This window comes from Thiohalocapsa marina, from assembly GCF_008632335.1.
In the GTDB taxonomy this organism is placed as follows: domain Bacteria; phylum Pseudomonadota; class Gammaproteobacteria; order Chromatiales; family Chromatiaceae; genus Thiohalocapsa; species Thiohalocapsa marina.
Window position 1 is genome coordinate 1 of record NZ_VWXX01000011.1, and the last position, 22,831, is coordinate 22,831.

The 22,831-nt window shown below is 65.3% G+C and carries 19 protein-coding genes and 1 tRNA gene; 1 reads left to right on the forward strand and 19 read right to left on the reverse strand.

The genetic code is table 11. The features are described 5' to 3' along the window. Positions 1-303 precede the first annotated feature (303 nt). The 17 genes from nuoN to tpiA form a co-directional block, all read right to left on the reverse strand. Positions 304-1,737, reverse strand: a complete 1,434-nt coding sequence (gene nuoN, locus F2Q65_RS09055) for an NADH-quinone oxidoreductase subunit NuoN (protein ID WP_150092603.1) — start codon at positions 1,735-1,737, stop codon at positions 304-306. Positions 1,738-1,761: 24 nt separating this feature from the next. After that, entirely contained in the window at positions 1,762-3,312 is a 1,551-nt protein-coding gene (locus tag F2Q65_RS09060) for an NADH-quinone oxidoreductase subunit M (RefSeq protein WP_150092605.1), read from the reverse strand. A gap of 21 nt (positions 3,313-3,333) precedes the next feature. Next, positions 3,334-5,328, reverse strand: coding sequence for an NADH-quinone oxidoreductase subunit L (nuoL, locus tag F2Q65_RS09065; protein WP_150092607.1), 1,995 nt, complete (start codon positions 5,326-5,328; stop codon positions 3,334-3,336). 4 nt (positions 5,329-5,332) lie between these two features. Continuing rightward, positions 5,333-5,638 carry an NADH-quinone oxidoreductase subunit NuoK gene (nuoK, locus tag F2Q65_RS09070; RefSeq protein WP_150092609.1) on the reverse strand — a complete coding sequence of 102 codons (306 nt, stop codon included), beginning with the start codon at positions 5,636-5,638 and terminating at the stop codon, positions 5,333-5,335. Then, positions 5,635-6,309 carry an NADH-quinone oxidoreductase subunit J gene (locus tag F2Q65_RS09075; RefSeq protein ID WP_150092611.1) on the reverse strand — a complete coding sequence of 225 codons (675 nt, stop codon included), beginning with the start codon at positions 6,307-6,309 and terminating at the stop codon, positions 5,635-5,637. Before F2Q65_RS09075 ends, nuoK begins: the two co-directional genes overlap by 4 nt. A 90-nt stretch (positions 6,310-6,399) precedes the next feature. Next, positions 6,400-6,891 (reverse strand): NADH-quinone oxidoreductase subunit NuoI, encoded by a 492-nt coding sequence (gene nuoI, locus F2Q65_RS09080; RefSeq protein ID WP_150092613.1) that lies wholly within the window; start codon positions 6,889-6,891, stop codon positions 6,400-6,402. A 129-nt stretch (positions 6,892-7,020) separates the two neighbouring features. After that, positions 7,021-8,055: an NADH-quinone oxidoreductase subunit NuoH gene (gene nuoH, locus F2Q65_RS09085; RefSeq protein WP_150092615.1), complete on the reverse strand. Its 1,035-nt coding sequence runs from the start codon at positions 8,053-8,055 to the stop codon at positions 7,021-7,023. Then, the gene (gene nuoG, locus F2Q65_RS09090) at positions 8,052-10,460 is read right to left on the reverse strand and encodes an NADH-quinone oxidoreductase subunit NuoG (protein ID WP_150092617.1); all 2,409 of its coding nucleotides are present in this window, start codon (positions 10,458-10,460) and stop codon (positions 8,052-8,054) included. The genes nuoH and nuoG overlap by 4 nt, the downstream gene beginning before the upstream one ends. 107 nt (positions 10,461-10,567) lie before the next feature. Beyond that, positions 10,568-11,857 carry an NADH-quinone oxidoreductase subunit NuoF gene (gene nuoF, locus F2Q65_RS09095; protein ID WP_150092619.1) on the reverse strand — a complete coding sequence of 430 codons (1,290 nt, stop codon included), beginning with the start codon at positions 11,855-11,857 and terminating at the stop codon, positions 10,568-10,570. A 16-nt stretch (positions 11,858-11,873) separates the two neighbouring features. Continuing rightward, positions 11,874-12,401, reverse strand: coding sequence for an NADH-quinone oxidoreductase subunit NuoE (gene nuoE, locus F2Q65_RS09100; protein ID WP_150092621.1), 528 nt, complete (start codon positions 12,399-12,401; stop codon positions 11,874-11,876). Then, entirely contained in the window at positions 12,401-13,660 is a 1,260-nt protein-coding gene (locus F2Q65_RS09105; RefSeq protein ID WP_150092622.1) for an NADH-quinone oxidoreductase subunit D, read from the reverse strand. Before F2Q65_RS09105 ends, nuoE begins: the two co-directional genes overlap by 1 nt. Beyond that, the gene (locus tag F2Q65_RS09110; RefSeq protein ID WP_150092624.1) at positions 13,653-14,384 is read right to left on the reverse strand and encodes an NADH-quinone oxidoreductase subunit C; all 732 of its coding nucleotides are present in this window, start codon (positions 14,382-14,384) and stop codon (positions 13,653-13,655) included. The genes F2Q65_RS09105 and F2Q65_RS09110 overlap by 8 nt, the downstream gene beginning before the upstream one ends. 95 nt (positions 14,385-14,479) lie before the next feature. Continuing rightward, on the reverse strand, positions 14,480-14,956 hold the full coding sequence (locus F2Q65_RS09115) for a NuoB/complex I 20 kDa subunit family protein (protein ID WP_150092626.1): 477 nt from the start codon (positions 14,954-14,956) through the stop codon (positions 14,480-14,482). Positions 14,957-15,013: 57 nt separating this feature from the next. Continuing rightward, complete coding sequence (locus F2Q65_RS09120; protein ID WP_150092628.1) at positions 15,014-15,370, reverse strand: NADH-quinone oxidoreductase subunit A; 357 nt, start codon at positions 15,368-15,370, stop codon at positions 15,014-15,016. 264 nt (positions 15,371-15,634) lie between these two features. Next, positions 15,635-15,719: transfer RNA gene (locus F2Q65_RS09125), tRNA-Leu, on the reverse strand. Positions 15,720-15,831: 112 nt separating this feature from the next. Continuing rightward, positions 15,832-16,368, reverse strand: coding sequence for a preprotein translocase subunit SecG (gene secG / locus F2Q65_RS09130; protein WP_150092630.1), 537 nt, complete (start codon positions 16,366-16,368; stop codon positions 15,832-15,834). 119 nt (positions 16,369-16,487) lie between these two features. After that, positions 16,488-17,249, reverse strand: coding sequence for a triose-phosphate isomerase (gene tpiA / locus F2Q65_RS09135; protein ID WP_150092632.1), 762 nt, complete (start codon positions 17,247-17,249; stop codon positions 16,488-16,490). A 210-nt stretch (positions 17,250-17,459) separates the two neighbouring features. Here tpiA and smpB point away from each other — a divergent pair, with 210 nt between their 5' ends. Then, positions 17,460-17,936, forward strand: coding sequence for an SsrA-binding protein SmpB (gene smpB / locus F2Q65_RS09140; RefSeq protein ID WP_150092769.1), 477 nt, complete (start codon positions 17,460-17,462; stop codon positions 17,934-17,936). Between the two features lie 335 nt (positions 17,937-18,271). Here the strand turns inward: smpB and F2Q65_RS09150 are convergent, their stop codons facing one another. Together F2Q65_RS09150 and hrpA are read right to left on the reverse strand one after the other, a co-directional pair. Beyond that, a complete protein-coding gene (locus F2Q65_RS09150; RefSeq protein ID WP_150092634.1) occupies positions 18,272-18,865 on the reverse strand; it encodes a DUF3501 family protein in 594 nt (197 codons plus the stop codon). Next, positions 18,865-22,830 carry an ATP-dependent RNA helicase HrpA gene (gene hrpA / locus F2Q65_RS09155; protein ID WP_150092636.1) on the reverse strand — a complete coding sequence of 1,322 codons (3,966 nt, stop codon included), beginning with the start codon at positions 22,828-22,830 and terminating at the stop codon, positions 18,865-18,867. Before hrpA ends, F2Q65_RS09150 begins: the two co-directional genes overlap by 1 nt. Position 22,831 lies beyond the last annotated feature (1 nt).

The window sequence follows — 22,831 nt, forward strand, 5'->3', positions numbered from 1 at the left end:
AATTCTCTCTTGGTTGGTGGTGGTTTTTCGGGACGGGTTTCCTACACTGCACACAGGGGGTTTTGGGTTTGGTTTTGCCGCCCTACAGTGTTCACCTTGTTTTGGGCGCGTTCCTAAGGGTGATGGGATCGTTAAGCGCGTTGAAGTGGCTGGGCGATAGTTCTATGTACTGTCCCCTTGATTAGGCGATGAACTAGCCTGAGCTGTGGATCTCACCTTTGCAGGGGAAAATCGATCAAGCCACCCTTGTCGGGGGGTGGCTTGAATCTGTCTGGGGACTGCCCCGAAACGGTCCGGGCTGGCCTAGAACGCGGCCTCGCAGAGGGCCAGCAGGCCGGCCGGGAACATGCCCAAAAACAGGATGGCGAGGCCGTTGACGGACACGGCGATGCGTGCGGAGCCGCTGGCGGTGACCGGGTCCATGACCTCGGGCTTGTCAAAGTAGATCATCTTCACCACACGCAGGTAGTAAAAGGCGCCGATGATGGAGAAGACCACGGCGACGATGGCAAGCCAGATCAGGCCAACATTCACCACCGCCTCCAGCACCAGCAGCTTGGCCATGAAGCCCACCATCGGCGGCACTCCAGCCATGGAGAACATCACCAGGGTCATCATGGCGGCCAGCCAGGGGTCGCGGTCGCCTAGGCCCTTCAGGTCATCGAGGTTCTCGGCCTCGAAGCCCTTGTGCGAGATCATCACCAACACGCCGAAGGCCCCCACCGCCATCAGGCCGTAGACCACAGCGTAGAACATGGCGGCCGCGTAGCCCTGCTCGGTGCCCGCCAGCAGCCCGAAGAAGATGAAGCCGACATGGGACACCGTGGAATAGGCCAGCATGCGCTTGATGTTGGTCTGGGCGATGGCGACCACATTACCCACGGCCATGGACAGCACCGACAGGATGATCAGGATATCGCCCCAGTCCGCCAGCAATCCCGGCAGGGCGTCCAGCAGGATGCGCGCCGCCATGGCGAAGGCGGCGACCTTTGGCGCGCTGGACAGAAACAGCACCACCGGCGCCGGAGCGCCTTGATAGACGTCCGGCATCCACATGTGGAACGGCACGGCGCCGAACTTGAAGGCAATGCCGATCAGCACGAACACCAGCCCGAATACCAGCACCTTGTCGTCGGTGCCCGTGGCCGCCACCGCCGCCGCCACATCGCCGAAGCCGATACCGCCGGTGGCGCCGTACAGCATCGAGATGCCGTAGAGCAGCATGCCGGTGCCAATGGAGCCGAGCACGAAGTACTTCATGGCCGCCTCGGAACCCGCCTTGGAGTCCCGGTCGAATGCCACCAGCGCGTACAGGCACAGGGCCAGCAACTCCAGCCCTAGATACATGCTCAGGAAGTCGTTCGCCGAGATCATGATCATGACCCCCAGCAGCGAGAACAGCACCAGCACGTGGTACTCGCCGACCCACATGTCCCGGTCGCGCATGTAATTGCTGGAGTAGACGAAGGTGAACAGCGTCAGCACGATGACCACGCCCTTGAGCAGATCGCTCATGGGGTCGCGCACGAAGGCGCCGCCAAAGGCGGTGGCGGTCTGATCGCCCCCCACCAGACCGACGCTGGCCAGGGCCAGCACCAGACCGACCAGGGTCAGGCTGTGATTGAGGCCCTTCTGGTCGTCGCGCAGATAGAGGTCGACCACCAGCACCACGCTGGCGGTGATCAGAATCACCAGCTCGGGCAGGATCGTGTAAAGGTATGCGGCTTCGAACGGCATGATCGTGTTCCGGCTATGGGTCCGTCAGGGCTGAAGACTGGCGACCGGGTCGGTCGACCCCGGCAGTTTGCTGACCTGCACCTGCTGCACCAGGTTCTCGATAGTAGGCTCCATCACATCCACCAACGGTTTCGGCCAGATGCCGATGGCCAGGGTGGCCGCCGCTAGCACGCCAAGATTCAGCACCTCGCGCCGGTTCAGGTCCTGCAGCGCCGCCACCTTGTCGTTGCCCACCGGACCGAACACCACGCGCTTGACCATCCACAGGGTGAATGCCGCAGCCAGGATCAGCGTGGTAGCCGCCAGGAAGGCGTACCAGAAGTCGGCACGGAAGGTCGCGAGGATGACCATGAACTCGCCGACGAACCCGGAGGTGCCCGGCAACCCGGCATTGGCCATGGCAAAGAAGACGGCGAAGGCGCCGAACCAAGGCATCGTGTTGATCACACCGCCATAGTCAGCGATCTGGCGCGAATGCATGCGGTCGTACAGCACGCCGACACAGAGGAAGAGCGCACCGGAGATAAAGCCATGGGAGATCATCTGCACCATGCCACCAGAGATGCCCATCACCGCGCCTTCATCGCTGCCGGTCTGACGCACGATGCTGAAAACGATGAAGAAACCCAGAGTGACGAAGCCCATGTGGGCAATCGACGAGTAGGCGATGAGCTTCTTCATGTCCTGCTGCACCAGCGCCACGAAGCCGATGTAGACCACGGCGATGAGCGACAAGGCAATGATCAGCCCGTCAAGCGCGGCACTGGCATCCGGCGTGATCGGCAGGCTGAAGCGCAGGAAGCCGTAGCCGCCGATCTTGAGCATGATGGCCGCCAGGATCACCGACCCCCCCGTGGGCGCCTCCACGTGGGCGTCCGGCAGCCAGGTGTGCACAGGAAACATCGGCACCTTGACCGCGAAGGCCAGCAGGAAGGCGACAAAGATCAGCACCTGGGCCGTCATCCCCAGCGGCAGGGTATGGAAGTCGAGGATGCTGAAGCTGTCGGCCTGGAAGTACATGTAGATCAGCGCGATCAGCATGAACACCGAGCCGAAGAAGGTGTAGAGGAAGAACTTGATGGTGGCATAGACCCGGTTCGGCCCGCCCCAGACCCCGATGATGATGAACATCGGGATCAGCATTGCCTCCCAGAAGAAGTAGAACAGGATGGCATCCAGCGCCGAGAACACGCCCACCATGATGCCCTCCATGATCAGGAAGGCGCCCATGTAGTAGGACGGGCGGTAGGTGATCACATCCCAGCCGGCGATGATCACGAAGATGGTGATGAAGGTGGTCAGAAGGATCAGCGGCATCGAGATACCGTCCACCCCCAGGTAGTACTCGATGCCCAGCGACGGGATCCACGACGCCCGCTCGACGTACTGCATCCCCGTGTAGCCGGCATCGAAGTTCAGCCACAGCGGCAGACTGGCCACGAAGGTGAGCACCGCAACGATCAGCGCCACCCGCTTGGTCAGTTCCGAGCGACCGTCGCCGCTGGCAATCACCGCCACGCCGCCGAGGATCGGCAGCCAGATGACCAGCGTCAGCCAGGGAAATTCAGCTAGCATGTTCGTCCCTCTCCTTTACCGTCACAGCGCGACGAACACGGTCAACAGCCCGGCCAGGCCGATGATCATCGCTATGGCATAGTGATACAGGTAGCCCGTCTGCAGGTGGCGCAGGATGCCGGCCAGATGACCGACCAGCCGCGCCGACCCGTTCACCACGGCACCATCGATCAGGGTGCGGTCGCCGGTGCTCCAGAGCATGTTGCCGAGTCCACGGCCACCGCCGGCAAAGACCTTCTGGTTGAAGTCGTCGAAGCCGTATTTGTTCTCCAGCACCTGAGTCACCGGGCCGGCCTTAGCCAGGATCTCGGCGTCGATGTTCGGATTGCGCCGGTGCAGCACCAGCCAGATCGCCGTGGCCAGCGCGAGCCCGCCCATGGCAAGCCAGAACGGCGGCGCGGCCATGCCATGCAGGATGAACGCCGTCTGCCCGTGCCAATGGTCCGCCAGCACATGCAGGGTGTCGTTTTCCGGCTTGACGTAGATGGCGTCACCCAGCCAGTTGTTGATCAGTAGCGGCTCAACCGTGTACCAGCCGATGAAGATGGACGGGATGGCCAGCGCGATCAGCGGCACAGTCACTACCCAGGGTGTCTCATGCAGGTGCGAGCGGGTGTGCTCGTCCATGCGCGGCTGGCCGTGGAACACAAGGTAGTACATGCGGAAGCTGTACAATGCGGTGACGAAGGCGCCGATGCTCAACAGCACCCAGCCGAAACCGGCGCCGAAGACATCGGAGTGGTGCACCGCCTCGATGATGGCGTCCTTGGAGAAGAAGCCCGAGAAACCCGGAAACGCGATCAACGCCAGGGAACCGATCAGGGCCGTGATCCAGGTGATGGGCATGACCTTGCGCAGCCCGCCCATGTTGCGGATGTCCTGATCGTGGTGCATGGCGATGATCACCGAGCCGGCGGCCAGGAACAGCAGCGCCTTGAAGAAGGCATGGGTCATCAGGTGGAACACGCCGGCGGCATAGGCCGAGGCGCCCAGGGCCGCGGTCATGTAGCCCAGCTGCGACAGCGTCGAGTAGGCCACGACGCGCTTGATGTCGTTCTGAACCAGTCCGATCAGCCCCATGAAGAAGGCCGTCACCGCACCGACGATGAGCACGAAGGAGAGCGCCGTGGTGGACAGCTCGAACAGCGGCGACATGCGCGCCACCATGAAGATGCCCGCCGTGACCATGGTGGCGGCATGGATCAGTGCCGAGATGGGCGTTGGGCCCTCCATGGAGTCCGGCAGCCAGACATGCAGCGGCACCTGGGCCGACTTGCCCATGGCGCCGATGAACAGCAGGATGCAGATCAGCGTCATCAGCGACACGCCGCCGAAGACCGCGATCTGGGTGTCTGCATGCTCCGGCGCCTTGGCGAACACCTCGGCATAATCCATGGAGCCGAAGTACATGCCGATGGCAGCGATGCCGAGGATGAAGCCGAAATCGCCGACGCGGTTGACCAGGAACGCCTTCATGTTGGCGAAGATCGCCGACTCGCGCGTGGACCAGAAGCCGATCAGCAGGTAGGACACCAGGCCGACGGCCTCCCAGCCGAAGAACAGCTGCATGAAGTTGTTCGACATCACCAGCATCAGCATGGAGAAGGTGAACAGCGAGATGTAGCTGAAGAAGCGCTGGTAGCTGTTCTTGCCGGTCAGCGCGCCATCGGGCCAGTTGTGCGCGTCATCGGCCATATAGCCAATGGTATAGAGATGCACCATCAGCGACACGAAGGTCACCGTGGCCATCATTAGCGCGGTCAGGCGATCGACCAGGAAGCCGATCTCGAAGTGCATGCCGTCGGACACCATCCAGGTGTAAACGGGGCCGTTGAAGTTCGGCTGGTCATGCCAGATGAAGCGCGACAGCACCCAGAGCGACAGCGCCGCGGACAGCCCGACACCGGCGATGGTGGCGGAATGCGCCCCGGTGCGACCGATCTTGCCGCCGAAGAAGCCGGCAATGATGGCGCCGGCCAGCGGCGCCAGCACGATGGTGAGATAGATGTTTTCCATCGGTTCAGCCCTTCAGCATGTCCAGGTCCTCGACATTGATGGTGCCCCGATTACGGAACAGCACCACCAGGATCGCCAGCCCGATGGCGGCCTCGGCCGCGGCGACGGTCAGGATGAAGAAGACGAAGATCTGACCCGCCCCGTCACCGAGGAAATGCGAGAAGGCGACGAAGTTCATGTTCACCGCCAGCAGCATCAGCTCGATGCACATCAAAAGCAGGATCAGATTCTTGCGGTTGAGAAAGATCCCGGCCAGGGCGATAGCGAACAGCAGCTCGCCAAGCATCAGATAGTCGGATAACGCGATCATTCGCCCTGCTCCTTAGCGTCGTTGGGGTCGGCACCGGGTCCTGAACCAATCCGGGGTACCGACGCAGGTACGGCCTCCGCCCGCATGGCCACCAGCCGGATACGCTCGGGGCCCTTGCGCACGCGAACCTGTTCGGACGGTTCCTGGTGCTTTGTATTGGCACGGCGGCGCAGGGTCAGGCGGATGGCCGCCACGATGGCCACCAGTAGCACCACCGCGGCGATCTCGAACTGATACAGGTAGGTGCGGAACAGATCCAGGCCCAGCACCGTGGTGTTGCTGTAGCCCTCGGGCTGGGGCACGGGCTTGGCGAAGCTGTCGAGGCCGAAGTTCCATGGCCCCACCACCAGCACCATGTTGATGATCATCACCGCCGCGATCACCAGCCCCAGCGGCAGATGCCGGATGAATTGCGCGCGCAGTGCGGCGACCTCGATGTCCAGCATCATCACGACGAACAGAAAGAGCACCATCACCGCGCCCACATAGACCAGCACCAGCACGATGCCGAGGAACTCCGCCTCGATCAGCAGCCAAAGGGCCGCACTGCTGACGAAGGCCAGCACCAGGTAGAGCACCGCATGCACCGGGTTGCGCCGCGTCACCACCATCCCGGCCGCGAAGACGGCGATCGCCGCGAAGACGTAGAACAGGAACTTTTCAAAACCCATGAGATTACCCAGCGGTCAGTCGGGGCGCGGTCCGCGCTTCCGGACAATGAGTGACGGTCGGTCGTTTTTTCTGGCTGCCGGCGCGCGCCCTCACCGATAGGGCGCGTCCGCGGCCCGGGCCGCGGCGATCTCCGCCTCGTACTTGTCACCGATGGCCAGCAGCTTGTCCTTGGTCATGATGTTCTCGCCGCGCTGCTCGAAGTGATACTCGTAGACCCGGGTCTCGACAATGGAATCCACTGGGCAGGACTCTTCGCAGAAGCCGCAGAAGATGCACTTGAACAGGTCGATGTCGTAGCGCGTGGTGCGGCGGGAGCCGTCCGCCCGGGGTTCCGCCTCGATGGTGATGGCCAGCGCCGGACAGGTGGCCTCGCACAGCTTGCAGGCGATGCACCGCTCCTCGCCGTTGGGATAGCGCCGCAGCGCATGCAGCCCGCGGAAGCGCGGCGACAACGGGGCCTTCTCCTCCGGATACTGCACCGTGAACTTGCGCCTGAACAGGTATTTGCCCGTCAGGCTCATTCCGCGCAGCAGCTCGGTGAGCAGCAGACTGTTCAGATAGTTGCGAGCAGCTTGAAGCATGGTTGGCAATTGAGCTTGAAATGGCTTGGTTCAGGTGCCTGAAAGGATCGGAGGCCCGGATCATGGGCGTCGTACCAGGGGCGCCGACGCAGGGGCATGGCAGATTCCGTCATCGCCGCCGCCCCTCCATCAGGACCACCAGGGCGGCACGCCGAGCAACACGGCCACGGCCACCACCAGGATCCAGACGATCGTGATGGGAATGAACACCTTCCAGCCCAGCCGCATGATCTGGTCGTAACGGTAGCGCGGGAAGGTCGCGCGCAGCCACAGGAAGACGAACATGAAGAAGAAGGTCTTCAGCAACAGCCAGACGATGCCGGGCACGGCAGCGGTTGCGGCCCCCAGCACCGGGATGCCCTGGAACGGCGACAGCCAGCCGCCAAAGAACAGCAGCGTGGTGAGCATCGCGATCAGCACCATGTTGGCGTATTCCGCCAGGAAGAAGATCGCAAAGGCCATGCCGGAATACTCGACGTGGAAGCCGGCGACGATCTCCGACTCGCCCTCCGCCACATCGAACGGCGCACGGTTGGTCTCTGCCACGCCGGAGATGTAGTAGACGCCAAACAGCGGCAACAGCGGCAGCCAGAACCAGGTCAGGATACTGCCCGACTGGGCCTCGACGATGGCAGACAGGTTCAGGCTGCCGGCGGCCACCAGCACACCTACCAGCGCGAAACCCATGGCAATTTCGTAGGCGACGATCTGCGCCGCCGCGCGCATGGCACCCAGCAGCGCGTACTTAGAGTTGGACGCCCAGCCGGCGATGATGACACCGTAGACCCCCAGCGAGGTCAGGGCCAGCACGTACAGCAGGCCCGCGTTGATGTCGGCCAGCACCAGACCGGCGTCGAACGGGATCACCGCCCAGGCCGCCAGCGCCGGCACGATGGAGATCAGCGGCGCCAGCAGGAACAGGCCCTTGCTGGCCCGGGTCGGCACCACGATCTCCTTCATCATCAGCTTCAACGCATCGGCGATCGGCTGCAGCAGACCGCGCCAGCCGACGCGGTTGGGGCCGATACGCACCTGCATGTAGCCGATGACCTTGCGCTCGGCATAGGTGTAGTAGGCCACGACGCCCAGCAGCGGCAGGATGATCGCGAGGATCGCGATGATGCTCTGCAGCGGCAGCGGCAGCATCGTCCAGAGGTCCATCATTGGTCGTTCTCCCCGGAAACCTTGGCGACCCGGATCGGGCCGATCTGCGCGCCGAGCTGTCCGCTCCCGGGCACTGCCGCCGGAATCCGGCCGCCGCCGCGCGCCAGGTCATCGCTGACATGCACCGGCATGCAGGCCCGCGCGGGCCCTTGCGCCACTTCCACCTGATCGCCGTCCTGCAGACCCAGGGCCTCGGCATCCGCCGGATGCAGTTGCAGGTGCAGCGGCGCCGACAGGGGCGTGCGTTGCAGGGCCGGCGCGGCGCGGACCAGCGCATCCACGGCATAGATGGGCACGTTGCCCACGCGCATCAGCGTGCCGTCGGCGGCCTCGGCGGTCGTGCCGACCGGGTATTCAGCCCGGGGGGTGTTGTCCGGCGCCCGATCGGCGCACTGTGCCGCCAGCGCGTCGTGGATATCCCGGGCGCTGGCATATTCAAAGCCGGTGAGTTCCAGCATGTTGCCCAGCACCCGCAGCAGCTTCCAGCCGGGGCGTGCGTCCCCCGGCGGCGCTACCGCGCCCTGGAAGCGCTGCCAGTCACCGGCAGCGTTGACGAAGGTGCCGGAGGTCTCGGCGAAGGCCGAGATGGGCAACAACACATCGGCCACCGCCTCGAGCGAAGGCGTGCGAAACGCCGTGCATGCCACCACCAGATCGGCGCCGGCCAGCGCCGCTACCGCTCGTGCGGGATCGATCAGGTCGTGGGCGGGATCGATGCCCCAGAGCACGTAGGCCTTGCGCGGCTCGGTCAGTTGCGCCAGGGCGTCGAGACCGGGGACATCGACGGCCCGGGCACCGGGCAGGCGATGCGGCAGCGCGCCGGCGAAGGCCGCGCCGGTGGAATTGGCCGCCGGCGGCAGAAAACCGATGCGGCATCCGGTGGCGTCGGCGATCTGGTACGCCAGCGCCTTCAGCAGGCCGAAATCCGGACTGGCCTCTGCCAGTGCGCCCAGCAGGACCAGACCATTGCCGTCGGCGCCGGCCTGTTTCAGGGCGGCGGCAATCTCGGCGTGGACATCGCCGCTGTCGGCAGTCGCGATCAGGCCCTTCAGCGACGACCGCCCACCGGCCCCGGCGGCCTTGGCAATGGCCGCCAACTCGGCGGCCAAACGCCCCGGCGCTGCCGGCAACTGGCGGCTGGGGTGGGTGAGCTCCACGCGATAGGGGTTCACCAGGCCGACCATGGCCCCGGCCAGGGCCGCCTTGCGCAGCCGATGGGCCAGCAGCGGCTGCTCCTGTCGGATGTCGCTGCCGATCAGCAGTACGGCGCGCTGCTGCTCCAGATCCGCGATGGGCAGCCCCAGCCAAGGCAGCGCCGGATCCGCCGCATCGCCACTGAAATCCTGCTGCCGCAAGCGGGAGTCGATGTTCCGTCCGCCCAGGCCCCGCAGCAGCTTCTGCCCGAGGTACAGCTCTTCCAGCGTAGAACCCGGTGCCATGAGCCAGCCCAGCTGGTCCGCGCCGGAGTCCGCCACCACGCGCTGCAGGCCGTCCGCAACCCAGTGCAATACGCTCTGCCAGTCGGTCTCCGCCCAGCCGCTGTCGCCCTTGATCATCGGCGCGGTCAGCCGCGACGCAGCATTGAGCCCCTCGTAGCTGAAGCGGTCGCGATCGGAGATCCAGGTCTCGTTGATGGCCTCGTTGTCCCGCGGATGCACCCGCATGACCCGGCCATTGCGCACATGCAGCTGGATGTTGGAGCCCACGGCGTCATGCGGCGCAATGCTGGGCTCGGCGGTCAGCTCCCAGGCACGGGCAGTGAAGCGGTAGGGCTTCGAGGTCAGGGCGCCGACGGGACAGAGATCGATGATGTTGCCCGAGAGCTCGTGCGCCACGGTGTGGGCGACGAAGGTGCCGATGCGCATGTCCTCGCCCCGGCCGGTGGCGCCCAGTTCCCGCACGCCAGCGATCTCGGCGCCGAAGCGCACGCAGCGGGTGCAGTGGATGCAGCGGGTCATCTCGGTGGCGATCAGCGGACCGAGGTCTTCGTCCTTCACCACGCGCTTGCGCTCGGTGAAGCGCGACACGTCCTCGCCGTAGCCCATGGAGACATCCTGCAGCTCGCACTCGCCGCCCTGATCGCAGATCGGACAGTCCAGCGGGTGGTTGATCAGCAGGAACTCCATGGTGCCACGCTGGGCATCCAGCGCCTTGCGCGAGCGGGTCTGCACCTTCATGCCGTCGCCCACCGGCGTCGCGCAGGCCGGCACGGGCTTGGGGAATGGCCGACCGCCCTGCTCCGCCTCCACCAGGCACATGCGGCAATTGGCCGCGATGGACAGCTTCTCGTGATAGCAGAAGCGCGGGATCGAAATGCCCTCGCGGTCGGCGACCGTGATGATCATCTCGCCCGGCGCTGCCTCGCAGGTCCGACCGTCGATCTCGATGGTGATCTTGTCCGACATCTGTTGCTCTTAGCTCCACTGCCCGCGAGGGCCATGCTTCCCAAATGTGTTCTGACTGCCTCGGCCTTCAGCCTCCGCCTGTGACAAGGCTGTTTTCGTTGGCTCGTCTAGGCGGCCTGCTCCATCGGCCGGCCATGCTCGATCAGGTGTTCGAACTCGTGCCGGTAATGCTGCAGGAAGCTCTGCACCGGCATCGCGGCGGCGTCACCGAGGGCGCAGATGGTGCGCCCGCCAATGCGTCCGGCCACGTTGTCCAGCAGATCCAGATCCGATGGCCGACCGTGGCCGTGCAGTATGCGATGCAGCACCCGTGACAGCCAGCCCGTGCCTTCGCGGCAGGGAGTGCACTGACCGCAGGATTCGTGGGCATAGAAGTGCGCCAGGTTCGCTAGCACCCTGACCATGCAGGTGCCTTCGGCGATGACGATCACGGCGCCGGAGCCCAGCATGGAGCCGGCCTTGGCGATGGAGTCGTAGTCCATGTCCGTGTTCATCATGATGTTGCCGGGCACCACCGGCACGGAAGAGCCGCCGGGGATGACCGCCTTCAGCGCCTTGCCGTCCTTCACGCCGCCGGCCATTTCCAGCAGTTCCCAGAACGGGGTGCCCAGGGGTACCTCGAAATTGTTCGGTGCATTCACATGGCCGGTGACCGAGAACAGCTTTGGCCCGCCATTGTTCGGCCGCCCCTGATCCAGGAACCACTGGCCGCCCTTCTCCAGGATCACCGGCACCGACGCCAGAGACTCGGTGTTATTGATCGTGGTGGGCTGGCCGTACAGGCCGGCCTGGGCCGGGAATGGCGGCTTGAAGCGCGGCTGGCCCTTCTTGCCCTCGATGGATTCCAGCAGCGCCGTCTCCTCGCCACAGATGTAGGCGCCGGCACCCAGGTGGGTGTAGAGGTCGAAGTCGACGCCGGATCCCAGCAGATCACGGCCCAGCAGCCCGGCGGCATAGGCCTCACCCAAGGCCTCGTCGAAGCGGGCGATGGGCTCGTAGAATTCGCCGCGGATATAGTTGTAGCCCACGGTGGCGCCAATGCAGTAGCCGGCGATGGCCATGCCCTCGATGAGCTGGTGCGGGTTCCAGCGCAGGATGTCACGATCCTTGCAGGTGCCCGGCTCGCCTTCGTCGGAGTTGCAGACGATATATTTCTGCCCCGGCGCGCTGCGCGGCATGAAGCTCCACTTCAGGCCCGTGGGAAAGCCGGCGCCGCCGCGGCCCCGCAGCGCGGAGAGCTTCAACTCCTCGATCAGCGTGGCCGGATCGGGCCGCTCGTTCAGCACCCGTTTCCATTGCCCATAGCCGCCGACGCTGAGATAGCTGTCCAGCGTGTGGCGCACCTTTTCCTTCAGGTGCATCGTACGGAAGCAGACGGTGTTCTGATCTTTGACCATGGCAAGCCTCCCCGACTCAGTCCAGTTTCTTGATCAGCTTGTCGAAGGACTCGGGGGTCACGCATTCGTGGTAAGTCTTGTCCACCATGACCGCCGGCGCATGCCGGCAGGCCCCGAGACACTCGAATTCCTTGAAGGTGAACTTGCCGTCGGCGGTGGTCTCCCCGGGCGCCACGTTGTATTTGTGCTCGATGTGCTGCATCAGCTCTTCAGAGCCGCCCAGCATGCAGGAGATGCTGTTGCAAACGCAGACCTTGTGCCGGCCCACCGGCTCCAGATCGTACATACCGTAGAAGGTGGCGACCTCGTAGACCGAGACCTCAGGCATGTCCAGATAGGCCGCGACCTGGTCCATCAGTTCCCGCGACAGCCAGCCGCCGTTGTGGTCCTGCACCAAGGTCAGGGCCGGCATCACGGCGGACTGCTTCCACTCCGGTGGATACTTGGCCACATGCCGGTCGATCTCGGCACGGATCTCCGGGGTAAACAGGGTATCCTTGTCCACATCGTGGATCACGGCCAGCGGTGCGTTGCGGAAGCTCATCAGCGATCGATCTCCCCGAATACGATATCCATGGTGCCGATGATGGCGACGACATCGGCCAGCATGTGGCCCCTGGACATCTCGTCCATGGCCGCCAGATGGGCGAAGCCGGGCGCCCGGACCTTGAGCCGGTAGGGCTTGTTGGCCCCGTCCGAGACGATGTAACAGCCGAACTCGCCCTTCGGCGCCTCCACCGCGGCATAGACCTCCCCGGGCGGGGGACAGTAGCCCTCGGTGAACAGCTTGAAGTGGTGGATCAGCGCTTCCATGTCATCCTTCATGTGCACACGATCCGGCGGCGACACCTTGTGGTCGTCGAGCATCACCGGCCCCGGGTTCCTACGCAGCCAGTCGACGCACTGGCGGATGATGCGATTGGACTGGCGCATCTCCTCGATCCGCACCAGGTAGCGATCGTAGCAGTCGCCGTTCTGCCCCACCGGGATGTCGAAGTCCACGTCGGCATAGGCGGCATAGGGCTGTTTCTTGCGCAGGTCCCAGGCGACGCCGGACCCGCGCAGCATGGGTCCGGTGAAGCCCAGGTTGCGGGCGCGATCCGCATCCACCACACCGATGCCCACCGTGCGCTGCTTCCAGATGCGGTTGTCCGTCAGCAAGGTCTCGTACTCGTCCACCAGGGCCGGGAAGCGCGTCGAGAAATCCTCCAGGAAGTCCAGCATCGAGCCCTCGCGGGCCTCGTTCAGCCGGTTGATCTCGCGCTTGCTGTGCCACTTGGTGCCGCCTTCGCGGAAACGGGGCATCTGTTCCGGCAGGTCGCGGTACACGCCACCGGGGCGATAGTAGGTGGCATGCAGGCGCGCACCCGAGACTGCCTCGTAGCAGTCCATCAGGTCTTCGCGCTCGCGGAAGCAGTACAGGAACACGCTCATGGCGCCGACATCCAGCGCATGGGCGCCGAGCCACATCAGGTGATTGAGGATGCGCGTGATCTCGTCGAACAGCGTGCGGATGTACTGGGCGCGGATGGGTGCCTCGACCCCGAGCAATTTCTCGATGGCGCGCACGTAGCCGTGCTCGTTACACATCATGGACACATAATCCAGCCGGTCCATGTAGCCGATGCTCTGATTGAACGGCTTGGACTCCGCCAGCTTCTCGGTGGCCCGGTGTAGCAGCCCGATGTGCGGATCGGCCCGCTCGATGGTCTCGCCGCTCATCTCCAGCACCAGGCGCAGCACGCCATGGGCGGCAGGGTGCTGGGGCCCGAAATTCAGCGTGTAGTTGCGGATCTCAGGCATTGGCTTGGCCCTCGCCGGCGGGCGCGGGCTGGCCCTGCGCCGGCACATGACGGCTGTCGCTGCGGATCACCTTGGGCACCAGCACCCGCGGTTCAATCTCCACAGGCTCGTACACAACACGCCCCAGTTCCGGGTCGTAGCGCATGGCCACATGGCCGCTCAGCGGGAAATCCTTGCGGAACGGATGCCCCACGAAACCGTAGTCGGTGAGGATGCGTCGCAGGTCCGGATGACCGCGGAACAGGATGCCGTACAGATCGAACGCCTCGCGCTCGAACCAATCGGCCACCGACCAGAGCCCAACGATGGAGTCCACCATGGGTTGAGCGCCGCCCACACGCACCTTCAGCCGCAGGCGGCGGTTGTGCTCCAGCGACAGTAGATGGTAAACCACGGCAAAGCGTTGCGGATCATCCACGTCGAACGCCATGTCCCGATCGACACCCCGGCCGAAGCCGGTATTCGACGCTTCGCTGGTGTCCCACTCCGACTGACCGTAGGCGGCATAGTCAACGCCGCACAGATCGATCAGCTGCTCGAACCGCAGCGCGGGATCGTCCCGCAGGGCCCCGCACACCCGCAGCAGCTCTGCGGCGGGCAGGGTCAGCGTGAGTTCGCCAAGGGCAAAGTCGAGGGCGAACCCGTTGCCCGGAAAGCGCTGGCGCAATTCCTCGGCCAGGTCATCCAGGCGCGCGTCACCGGTGATGATGTGATCAGCAGTCATGATGAAGTCGTGATCCGGACCGAATACGAGTTTGCGTGCGTCGGCCATTCAGCATGCGCTGCGTCAGCGTGCGAAGGGCCCTGTGTGCATCTGGTTCAGCGTGCGATGGTATTGGTACGGCGGATCTTGTTCTGCAGTTGCAGTATGCCGTACAGCAACGCCTCCGCCGTGGGCGGGCAGCCGGGTACATAGACGTCCACCGGCACGATGCGGTCGCAGCCACGCACGACCGAGTAGGAATAATGGTAGTAGCCACCACCGTTGGCGCAGGAGCCCATGGATATGACCCAGCGCGGCTCCGCCATCTGGTCATAGACCTTGCGCAGGGCCGGCGCCATCTTGTTGACGAGCGTGCCGGCGACAATCATCACGTCGGACTGGCGCGGACTCGGCCGGAAGATGATGCCGAATCGGTCCAGATCGTAGCGGGCCGCGCCGGCATGCATCATCTCCACCGCGCAGCAGGCGAGCCCGAAGGTCATCGGCCACAGCGAGCCGGTGCGCGCCCAGTTGATCAGCTTGTCTGCGGAGGTCGTGACGAAACCTTCCTCGAGAACGCCTTCAATGCCCATTGCTCTGTCCCCTGAACCCTGTCGGCAAACAACCCGGCGCGGTGCACCGCCGTTCCGTCACTCCCATTCCAGCGCGCCCTTGCGCCACTCGTAGATAAAGCCGACCACGAGGATGCCAAGGAACACGACCATCGCGATGAGTCCGCCCAGCCCGAGTTCCTCGAGCACCACGGCCCAGGGAAACAGGAAGGCAATTTCGAGATCGAAAATGATAAACAGGATGGCAACGAGGTAGTAGCGCACGTCGAACTTCATGCGCGCATTCTCGAACGCCTCGAAGCCGCATTCGTACGGCGAGTCCTTTTCCAGACCCGGGCGCCGGGGACCAAGCAGCGAGCCCATCACGCGCGGTGCGAGTCCGATCAGGAACGCAACGACCAGGAAGATCAGGATGTGCAGATAGTCCTCAAGCACCGCAACGCGTCCCCCGTGTGTCCGAACCGTCTTGTGGTCCCGCCGTTAACCAGACCGGCCGGTGAGTCCAAATGGTTAGTATTTGTCTCTATTCTGAACTTCAGGAGTCTAGAGCGGCCGGCACGCCGTGTCAAGGCACCACAATTCCTGCACGGCTTTTGATTCAATCGGTTATTGTCATTTCGATGAGACCGGCAAAAAAAACGGCACCCGTTTTGCGGACGCCGTTTTCAGGGCCTGTGGCCAGACCACTACAGATTAAAATGGTGCCGACGGCCGGACTCGAACCGGCACGGCTTGCGCCACTGCCCCCTCAAGACAGCGTGTCTACCAATTCCACCACGTCGGCGTATGTGGGACCTGCTGCGAACAGGCCTTGTATCTTGCTGGCCAGCTCCGGCTGGGCGCTGGGCGCAGATTCGTTACGAGCGTTCACTATAACGCTACCCGACCGATTCCCGCTACTGATTCGGGACCAACGGTGTGTCGACCCTCGGCCGCGACTCCTGGTCACCGGCAGGCACATCAGCCGCTGCATCGTCAGATGCGCCCGATGGTACACTCTCTGCCGCCGGGACAGCCGGCGCAATGACGCTCTGCGCCTCGCTGGCCGCTGCCGAGGCCGGCGGCACCGGAAGGTCCGCCACCGGCAGATCACCGGACTGCGCAGACGGGACCGCAGCCGGCGTCGGCAGATCGGTCTCTGGCGGAGCCAGACGAACCGGCGCCGGAATCTCCACCCCGTCCATCAGACCCTCGGGCTCGCCGACCTGCGCCGCAAAGTAGGCCAGCGCGATGCTGGTAATGAAGAACAGCGTCGCAAGGATCGCCGTGGTGCGCGTCAGGAAGGAGCCGGAGCCCTGGGCCCCGAACACCGTGGCAGATGCCCCGCTGCCAAAGGCGGCACCGGCGTCGGCGCCCTTGCCGTGCTGGATCAGGATCAATCCGATCAGCCCAATGGCAAGCAGCAGATGGAACACGGTCAGAGTCAGTTGCATCGAGACGAATCTCTCCGGTCGTCCGGTTCCGGGCGCATGACAACGCAGCGTCCCGGGTTGAATGTATCCGGTGGTTACCGGCTGGGTATCGAGCAGATGTCGGACAGCGCTCAGGCGGATCAGCCGTTCTGATCACCGGCCCGACAGATGGCAAGGAAGTCCGCCGCCTTCAGCGCCGCACCACCGATCAGACCACCGTCGATATCCGCCTGGCCGATCAACTCCTGGGCATTGTCCGGCTTCATGCTGCCGCCGTACAGGATCCGCACCCTTGTCGCGACATCCTGGCCCTGCGCCGCGATGCGCCCGCGCAGGAAGGCATGCACATCCTGGGCCTGCGCCGGCGTGGCCGTGACGCCGGTACCGATGGCCCACACGGGCTCATAGGCGATGACGCCTTTGGCGATGCCGTCGACACCGCTGGTCTGCAGCACAGCATCCAACTGGCGCGCGACTACGGCTTCGGTCTGGCCACCTTCGCGCTCCTCCAGGGTCTCGCCGACACACAGGATCGGCGTCAGCCCATGGGCCATGGCCTGGGCGTACTTGCGGGCCACCAGGTCGTCGGATTCAGCGTTGAACAACCGACGCTCAGAGTGACCGACAATGACAAAATGGCAGCCAAAGTCTGCCAGCATCTGCGCCGACACCTGCCCGGTGAAGGCACCACTGGTCTCATTGGAAACGTCCTGCGCGCCCCAGAATACCGCACTTCCGCCCAGCGCCTGCTCGGCGATCTGAAGATACGGAAAGGGCGGACAGACGGCGATGTCGGCGCGCATGATCTCTGCGGCACCGGCCAGGATGCCGTTCAGCAGGTCGACGCTGTCGGCCTTACTTCCGTTCATCTTCCAGTTTCCAGCGATCAGCGGTCGACGCATGACGTTCTCCCGAAATCAAAGCCGCGCATCATATCGGCAGACAGCAACGGGCGCAAGTGGCAGATGGATCGCGCTCGCGCCCATGCACCCGTCGCCATGTCGACGCGTCATCGGCTGCAGAGCCGCAGTTAAACCCCAAAATCGCCCTGCAACAGCGCCGGGGCACTTTACCGGTACCATCAGTGACAGGGCTTGCAGTACACTGCCGTGATGGCGAAAGGAAAGAAAACCAAGAGCAGCACGAACACCATCGCGCTGAACAAGAAGGCCGGTCACGAGTACCACATCGAGCAACGGCTGGAATGCGGTCTGGTGCTTGAGGGCTGGGAGGTGAAGAGCCTGCGTGCCGGCCGCGTCCAGCTCAAGGAAAGCTATGTGAAGCTGCTGCACGGCGAGGCCTGGCTGATCGGCGCCCACATCTCGCCGCTGCCGTCGGCATCCACCCATGTGTCGCCGGACCCCACCCGAACCCGCAAGCTGCTGCTCAGCCGCGCCGAACTGAGCCGACTGATCGGGCAGACGGAGCGCGCCGGCTACACCCTGGTGCCCACGGCCATGTACTGGAAGCGGGGCCGCGCAAAGCTGGAGATCGGCCTGGCCAAAGGCAAGAAGCTGCACGACAAGCGCGCCAGCGAAAAGGACCGCGAATGGAAGCGGGACAAGGAGCGACTGTTCAAGCAAGGGTGACAAAAGCCTCCAGCCTCCAGCCTCCAGCCTCCAGCCTCCAGCCTCCAGCCTCCAGCCTCCAGCCTCCAGCCTCCAGCCTCCAGCCGCCGCGACCATCTCACGCCACCAACCGCTGGTTGTGCAGGGCTGGTGGGCTGGGTGCCGGTGGTCGGGGGTCTCGATCGCAGGGATGCGATCGTGAAGCCTCCACGGACGGATTCACGGCGTCCCCCGACTGCCGGCACCCAGCCCGCCAGCCCGTCTCCAAAGAAGCGCCAGCCGCCAGTGGGCACTGGTCGACCACAGGCCCGTCAAGCAGCGCATGCGCGTTCCCGGGAGACTGACGACCAGCGGGATCAGCCGGCGCAGTCGAGGTCCCGGGCCAGCGATCGGCACGCGGCGGTTGTGAGCTCGCTCTGGTGACGGTATGCCGGGTGGTCGATACCCAGACGCACCACGGTACCGGCCTTGACCGCGGCCGCCATGTCCGTGGTCAGCTCGAAGCGCAGGAAATGCACCGCCGAGGTCTTCTCGTCGGTGGTCCGCTCGATGTCCTCGTCGGCGATGGCCAGGACTCGGGGCTGACCGCTGATCTGCACCCAGACCCGGTCCTCGATCCCCGCCAGCCGGGCCAGCGCGTCGCGACCCTGGTCGGGGTCGCAGAACTCGAGCATGAAGCTAGCCTTCCAGTTGCAGCCATCCGGGATCAGTGGATTGTAGGCGTCCAGCTCCTGCTGGATGCCCGCGGCCTCGAAGATGCGCTCCGCCCGCAGCACCTCCTGCACCTGATAGCGCATGGTCAGCCGGTCCTCGAAGTAGAGGGTGGCATGGGGTCCGACGGGTACCCGCCGGTTCTTCTTGTGGGCCATGACCTCGGCACGGATCTGCGCACGCTGCTCTGCGTACTGCTCCAGGCCAAGCAGATCTGCGCGGGTCAATGCGCCCGCCATCACAGCCCCAGCTCGCGCCAGCGAGCCTCGATGCGCTTGACCGAGACCGGACAGGCGGTGCCGAGCTGCTGGGCAAACAGCGACACCCGCAGCTCCTCCAGCAGCCAGCGGATCTCGTCCAGGCGCGGATCCATGCGTCCGGCGGCGCGGGCGGCGGCGCTGCGCTCGCGCCAGCGCTCCAGCAGCGGGGTCAGGGTGCGCAGTCGATCCTGATCGCGAGCGGCGGCGTGGAAGAGCTTCTCGGCCCGCTGGTCGGCGGCCTTCAGATAGCGCGGGTAGTCCTTCAGATGCGCCAGGGGCACCTGCTGCAGGAAGCCGCGAAACACCAGCCCGTCGAGCTGGGCACGCAGGTCAAGCACGGAGGGCATCCAGTTGATCTGGGTGATGCCGTCGAGCCGCTTGCGCAACCGCTGGTAGGCCTCCAGGATGTCCGCCGCCAGCGCGCAGACCTCGGCGGCGGTGGTCATCAGCATCGGCTTGCGCTCGGTGATGCGCCGCTCGAACGCGGCCTGATCGCGGATGGCTGGCAGCCCCTCGGTGAAGGTCAGATCCAGGATCAGTGCCACCAGCTCATCCGCCAGGTCCGGCGGTTTTCGCCCCGTCTCCCCGCCCGCGTCTTGCGACCAGGGCGCCTTGGCATATTGCAGCCGCATGCGGTCCAGACCGGAGAGATTGCGCCGCAGGTAGCGGACGTCCTGGGCCAGGGTCAGCATGATCAGCCGGCGCAGGCCGGCGCGCATGGCGGTCTGCGCCGTATCCTCGGCATCGAGCAGCCGGATGGCAACATGGTCGCCCTGATCCACCAGCGCCGGAAACCCCCGCAACCGGATGCCGCTCCGCTCGCTATCGACATGCGCCGGCAGCGAACCGAAATCCCAGCGGGTGATGCCGTCGCGCTCCAGCACATGCTCCCATCGGGGTGCCGTCGACGGCGACGGCTCGGCTGAACCCGCGCCATGCCGACGCTTGAGGGCGATCAGGTCGTCGCCGCTGGCGACCGCCCTACCCTGTTGATCCACCAGGCGCACCTTCATGCGCAGATGCTCTGGCAGCGATGCCGGGTCCCAGGCATCTTCCGGCACGCGCTCGCCGGTCAGCGCGTACAGCGTCTCACCCAGGGCCTGGACCAGCGGCCGGTCCGACGGCGTCAGCCGGGCAACCACCTTTGCCGCCGTATCCGGGATCGGCACGAAGGCCTTGCGCAGGGTCTTCGGCAGCCCGCGGATCAGGGCCGTGACACGCTCCTCCAGCAGGCCCGGCACCAGCCATTGCAGCCGCTCCGGCGAGACCTGGTTGATCAGTGGCAACGGCACCACCAGGGTCACGCCATCGGCGCTGTGGCCCGGGTCGAAGTGGTACTCCAGCGGCAAGTCTGTTGCGCCCACGCGCAGGCTGTCTGGAAAGCTGCTGGCGGTGATCTCGGCGGCGTCGCGGGCCATGACATCGGCCATGCGCATATGCAACAGCTTGGGCTCCCGTTGCGTCGCCTTTCGCAGCCATCGCTCGAACTGGGGCTTGGAGTAGATGCCGGTGGGCACGCGCGCGGCGTAAAAGGTGTAGATGGCCTCCTCGTCCACCAGGATATCGCGGCGGCGGGACTTGGCCTCGAGGTGGCGCACGTACTCGATCAGCTCGGCATTGTGGCGCCAGAACGGCGCGCGGGTGTCGAAATCTCCTTCGGCCAGGCCGAAGCGCAGGAAGATCTCCCGCGCCTCGGCGGGATTGATGGGGCCGTAGTTGACCCGCCGGCGGCTGGCCAGGGTGACGCCATAGAGGGTAACGGTCTCGAACGCCGCCACCTGGCCGCTCCTGGACTGCCAGTGGGGCTCCGCATAGCTGCGCTTGATCAGGTGCGCGCCGGCCGCCTCGATCCAGCCCGGCTGCACCTTCGCGGCGATGCGCCCGTACTGGCGCGTGGTCTCCACACGCTCGGCACAGACGATCCACTTGGGGCCGGCGCCAAAGAGGGCTGAACTGGGATGGATGTAGAAGCGCCCGCCGCGGGCGCCGAGATATTCCCGCTGCTCGTCCTTGAGGCCGATGTTGCTGAGCAGGCCCGTCAGCAGGGCGCGGTGGATCTCCTCGAAGGTGCCCTCGGCCTCGCCCTCCTTGTGGCCCAGCTCCAGCATCTGCTCGCGTAGCTGGGCATGCACGTCGCGCCATTCCTGCACCCGGTTCCAGGACAGGAAGTGCTGTCGGCAAAGGGTCTGGAACTTGCGCCTCGACAGCCCCTTGCGCTCCTTTTCCAGAAAGGCCCAGAGATTCAGAAAGGTCAGGAAGTCCGACTCCGGGTGACGAAAGGTGGCATGGATCTCGTCGGCGGACTGCTGCTTGTCCAGCGGTCGCTCGCGCGGGTCCTGCACGCTGAGCGCCGCAGCGATGATCAGCAACTCGCGCAGGCAGCGATGCTGCCCTGCGGCCAGCAGCATGCGGCCGATGCGCGGGTCCACGGGCAGTCGGGCCAGTTGCTGCCCCAGGGGCGTCAGTCGGCCCTCGGCGTCGATGGCCGCCAGCTCTTCCAGCGTGCGGTAGCCGTCGGAGATGAGCCTGGCGTCCGGCGGATCGAGGAACGGGAAGGTCTCGATGGCACCGAAACCCAGCAGCTTCATCTGCAGGATGACCGCCGCCAGATTGGTGCGGCGGATCTCGGGCTCGGTGAACTCGGCGCGGGCGGCGAAGTTGTCCTCGGCATAGAGCCGGATGCAGATGCCCGAGGCGACACGCCCGCAGCGTCCCTTGCGCTGGTTGGCCGAGGCCTGGCTGACGCGCTCCACCGGCAGCCGCTGCACCTTGCTGCGGTGACTGTAGCGGCTGATGCGCGCAAAGCCCGGATCGATCACATAATGGATACCAGGCACCGTCAGCGAGGTCTCGGCGACATTGGTGGCCAGCACCACCCGGCGCGTGCCGTGGGGCTTGAAGATGCGCGCCTGCTCCGCCGGCCCCTGGCGCGCGAACAGCGGCAGGATCTCGGTGGACGGCGGATGGTGCTTGCGCAGGGTCTCGGCGGTCTCGCGGATCTCGCGCTCGCCGGACAGGAACACCAGCACGTCGCCCCGCCCGGCCCGGGCCAGCTCGTCCACGGCGCCGGAGATGGCCAGCTGCATGGCATCGTCGCGCTCGCCGGCGGACTCCTCCTCCGGCGGGCGGTAGCGGACCTCGACGGGATAGGTGCGCCCGGAGATCTCGATGATGGGCGCGTCGTCGAAGTGCCTTGAGAAACGCTGGGGGTCGATGGTGGCGGAGGTGACGATGAGCTTGAGGTCGGGCCGTTTGGGCAGCAGCTGCTTCAGCCAGCCCAGCAGGAAGTCGATGTTGAGGCTGCGCTCGTGGGCCTCATCGATGATCAGGGTGTCGTACTCGGTCAGCAGCCGGTCCTGCTGGATCTCTGCCAGCAGCATGCCGTCGGTCATGAGCTTGACCGCCGTCTCGGGGCGCACCCGATCGTGGAAGCGCACCTTGTAGCCGACGGTGCCGCCGAGCTCGGTGCCAAGCTCCTGGGAGACGCGGCTGGCAAGGCTGCGCGCGGCGATGCGCCGCGGCTGGGTATGGCCGATGCGCCCGAGGATGCCGCGCCCGCCCCCGCCTTCACCGAGCCCGAAAGCCGGGTCGAGGCAGATCTTCGGCAGCTGGGTGGACTTGCCGGAGCCGGTCTCGCCGCAGAGCACGATGACCTGATGCGCGCGGATCAACTCGGCCACCTCGTCGCGGCGCTCGCTCACCGGGAGTTCGGGGGGGTAGTGCACCTTCGGCACGCCCGCGCGGCGCTGTGCCGCCACCGCCTGTGAGGCGCTGATGGTCTGCAGCACCCGGGCCATCCCGCGGTCCACCGGCTGCCCCTGTTGCTGCCGACGCTGCAGGCCGCGCAGACGGCGTTCCAGTTCCACGCGATCGCGGATCAGGCAGGCCGACAGATCGCTGTCCTGCACGGCACGGGGGTCGGCGGATGTCTCGGGCGCGGTCATG

Coding starts and splice junctions, on each gene's coding strand:
- secG (WP_150092630.1), bottom strand. CDS start 16,368: ATGCAACTGACTCTGACCGTGTTCCATCTGCTGCTTGCCATTGGGCTG.
- hrpA (WP_150092636.1), bottom strand. CDS start 22,830: ATGACCGCGCCCGAGACATCCGCCGACCCCCGTGCCGTGCAGGACAGC.
- smpB (WP_150092769.1), top strand. CDS start 17,460: ATGGCGAAAGGAAAGAAAACCAAGAGCAGCACGAACACCATCGCGCTG.
- nuoH (WP_150092615.1), bottom strand. CDS start 8,055: ATGATGGACCTCTGGACGATGCTGCCGCTGCCGCTGCAGAGCATCATC.
- F2Q65_RS09110 (WP_150092624.1), bottom strand. CDS start 14,384: ATGACTGCTGATCACATCATCACCGGTGACGCGCGCCTGGATGACCTG.
- F2Q65_RS09075 (WP_150092611.1), bottom strand. CDS start 6,309: ATGGGTTTTGAAAAGTTCCTGTTCTACGTCTTCGCGGCGATCGCCGTC.
- F2Q65_RS09105 (WP_150092622.1), bottom strand. CDS start 13,660: ATGCCTGAGATCCGCAACTACACGCTGAATTTCGGGCCCCAGCACCCT.
- nuoG (WP_150092617.1), bottom strand. CDS start 10,460: ATGTCGGACAAGATCACCATCGAGATCGACGGTCGGACCTGCGAGGCA.
- nuoE (WP_150092621.1), bottom strand. CDS start 12,401: ATGAGCTTCCGCAACGCACCGCTGGCCGTGATCCACGATGTGGACAAG.
- nuoF (WP_150092619.1), bottom strand. CDS start 11,857: ATGGTCAAAGATCAGAACACCGTCTGCTTCCGTACGATGCACCTGAAG.
- nuoL (WP_150092607.1), bottom strand. CDS start 5,328: ATGGAAAACATCTATCTCACCATCGTGCTGGCGCCGCTGGCCGGCGCC.
- nuoN (WP_150092603.1), bottom strand. CDS start 1,737: ATGCCGTTCGAAGCCGCATACCTTTACACGATCCTGCCCGAGCTGGTG.
- tpiA (WP_150092632.1), bottom strand. CDS start 17,249: ATGCGTCGACCGCTGATCGCTGGAAACTGGAAGATGAACGGAAGTAAG.
- nuoI (WP_150092613.1), bottom strand. CDS start 6,891: ATGCTTCAAGCTGCTCGCAACTATCTGAACAGTCTGCTGCTCACCGAG.
- F2Q65_RS09115 (WP_150092626.1), bottom strand. CDS start 14,956: ATGGGCATTGAAGGCGTTCTCGAGGAAGGTTTCGTCACGACCTCCGCA.
- F2Q65_RS09060 (WP_150092605.1), bottom strand. CDS start 3,312: ATGCTAGCTGAATTTCCCTGGCTGACGCTGGTCATCTGGCTGCCGATC.
- nuoK (WP_150092609.1), bottom strand. CDS start 5,638: ATGATCGCGTTATCCGACTATCTGATGCTTGGCGAGCTGCTGTTCGCT.
- F2Q65_RS09150 (WP_150092634.1), bottom strand. CDS start 18,865: ATGGCGGGCGCATTGACCCGCGCAGATCTGCTTGGCCTGGAGCAGTAC.